We start from the raw sequence: 2,467 nt of genomic DNA, 5'->3' as shown, positions 1-2,467 counted from the left end.
AACCGACGACATTACTTGCTTCATCCTATGTATTAACTCGCTCTAATTCGAGCTGAAGAAATTATGGCTTAAAAAGTTAGGCAAGGATCAGTGCGTTTAACTTGACTGTGGGAGTCATACCAACGCCCCAATATGCCGACGAAAAGAGCGCAGCGAGTTGAGGTCGGAATAATTGGTTTGTTAGCTTTGTATATCAATTTCAACAACTTGAGCCTCTTTAAATATACTTTTAGCTTTTTCAAACACAGTATCTTTATTAGCTGGATGCACCGTAATATCGATTGCGTTATCCGATAATGTAAAAAGTGTAAGACAACCCGCTTTTTGGATTTTTGCTATATCCGACTTTTTTACCAATCGTCCTTTGGTGTTATAAAAACGAGAGTAAGAATTTGTTCTTACCTGCACGTTTGCACCTAGGTCGTTAAACGTTCTTTCTGCTTTGTCCAAAAAGTTGATGGGAATCATTGATTCCAACTTTATAACCAAAACAAAGAATAATACTGAGGCGATAACTAATATTAAAATGTCAATAAAGCCTCCGCAAAGCTAACGCCCGCCACACGGGCGAGCAACTTGTTGCGAGTCCAGCGCCGCAGGCGCGATGTGCTGGCGCTTGTTATGTGCGTACATGCTACAGAACATGAACATCGTTGATTGTTGCAGCATAATTGTTGTTCCCAATTGGTACAAACTCAAATTCAACAGTTAGGTCGGTTATCTCGCCATTGGCGGGTAAATAAAAGCCGAAGATCAATGAGCCTGAATCGGTTTCTAAAAACTCAGGGTAACAATTCGCTATATTTTCGTTTTGAAAACTCACAGGGGCATCGCTACCAAAGTAATCATGCACAGCGTCTTTGAGTTCAGATTCTGCCCATACAACACCATAGTTATTGTTTATATCAATGAGCTTTTCTGCGTCTTCAAATTGATTTGTGGCTAATAAGCTCAGCCAATGCTGACAATAACTTTTAAGTTGATTCTCTTTATCTTCACTGGTGATTGAGAGCATGAGATACCTTAGAGCACATAACGCCTGCAGTTGCGGCGGGTGCGGAGCGCAGCGTAGCACACGTCCGACAACCTGCACTTGTTAAGCATTTTGCGACTTACCAGCAATTACTCCGAATTCACCGAGTATTCTTTGCTCTAGAATTCTAGTTACTGCTTCAAATGATGAGTTCGTATCGATAGCTTCTCTTTGATCGACTAGTTCATATTCAAATGGCAACTCTATCGCCATTTTTGAGGCATAAAACTGACCTAGCTGAAGGCGCCAAGGATAAGATGTGTACTCTGGAGTATAAACATGAAACAAAATCACCTTTTCATAAGCTTGATACTGGCTTAAGAGCCAATATTTTCCAACATTTGTATCAGGGTGAGTTTGTTTTACCTCCACTTCCAAGGCTATAACAACATTCCCATCAGTTAGCAGCCCATCAGCACGAAATCCATTTGAAGGAAAGCCAGGGATTGCTTGAAAACCATTAGTGAACGACAACTTTTCGCTAGCAAACTGTTTCATCCAGTCTGCCAACCTCGATTCATATTTTAGCCACGGTGACTTCACTGGACATGGTTCCTCGTATGCTTAACGCCCAAATTTAGCGCGGAAAGCCGCGCAGCGGGTTGACGTCGCAGCCAGCGCTTTTTGCTGGCGATAAAATTTGATTGTTATGTGTCTGCTGATTCATTAAACAATATCCTGTTTGAAAACGGATCTGTTACGGTAAAACACCTTGCACCCCAAGGGGCATCTTCAATGCTTGGTTTGTTGTATTTGTAAGGCTTTGCAGTAACTTGTGCGAAAAGTTGATCAAGATTGCTTACATTAACGAAGACCTTGCTGCCCGGTGTGCAGTCACCAGAGTGTTCACTCAGATGTAAAACAAAATCGCCAAGCGAAACTTGCATGTAAATTGGGTAACCATCCTCAAAACGATGCTCCCAATCTAGTTCCATACCGAGAAAGCCAAGGTAAAACTCTTTTGCTTTATCTTCATCGAAAATCCGCATTATTGGGATCGTCTGAAACTCCATGCCATCTACTCCATTACACATAACAATTTAATAGTGCGCTCATCGCGCATATTTCTGCCGACGCTACGCTCATTTTTCTACATTATATAGTTTTAACAAATAACCTAAGGTATTACTATCACTAAGTTTTCTAAAACTTTAAAGAAAAGTTAAATAGGACAATATGCGCTCGGCGCTCATTTTCATGAATATATGCGCAAAGAGCAGTTTAACCAATCTATTAACGACGATATTTAGCCAGTATCAATGACCGATTATCGCTCAAAGCCGACCTATAGAGTAATTACGTTAACACGTCTTGGGGCGTGCGACGTGAAGTCGTATGAAGCGCTGTTCACCGCTTAATGAGTGAACCATCTGTATCACCAGATGATCCTAGGAGCCTGAATAAAGTAGCGGCTCTGACAATGTAACGAAGGTT

General features: G+C 41.3%; 4 protein-coding genes. All 4 read right to left on the bottom strand.

The window, feature by feature from the left end:
- Nucleotides 1-180 precede the first annotated feature (180 nt).
- The 4 genes from L1272_RS22755 to L1272_RS22740 all read right to left on the bottom strand — a co-directional run bounded on the left by L1272_RS22755 (nt 181) and on the right by L1272_RS22740 (nt 2,046).
- Nucleotides 181-477 (bottom strand): hypothetical protein, encoded by a 297-nt coding sequence (locus L1272_RS22755; RefSeq protein WP_138558954.1) that lies wholly within the window; start codon nt 475-477, stop codon nt 181-183.
- Nucleotides 478-634: 157 nt separating this feature from the next.
- Nucleotides 635-1,015 carry a hypothetical protein gene (locus L1272_RS22750; protein WP_024592043.1) on the bottom strand — a complete coding sequence of 127 codons (381 nt, stop codon included), beginning with the start codon at nt 1,013-1,015 and terminating at the stop codon, nt 635-637.
- Between the two features lie 81 nt (nt 1,016-1,096).
- On the bottom strand, nt 1,097-1,531 hold the full coding sequence (locus L1272_RS22745; RefSeq protein WP_063529658.1) for a hypothetical protein: 435 nt from the start codon (nt 1,529-1,531) through the stop codon (nt 1,097-1,099).
- Between the two features lie 149 nt (nt 1,532-1,680).
- Complete coding sequence (locus tag L1272_RS22740) at nt 1,681-2,046, bottom strand: glyoxalase superfamily protein (RefSeq protein WP_024592045.1); 366 nt, start codon at nt 2,044-2,046, stop codon at nt 1,681-1,683.
- Nucleotides 2,047-2,467: the final 421 nt, after the last annotated feature.

This window comes from Pseudoalteromonas sp. PAST1, from assembly GCF_021532515.1.
GTDB lineage: Bacteria > Pseudomonadota > Gammaproteobacteria > Enterobacterales > Alteromonadaceae > Pseudoalteromonas > Pseudoalteromonas simplex.
The sequence above is the reverse complement of the archived record's forward strand: the minus strand, read 5'-3'. Positions and strand labels throughout refer to the sequence as shown.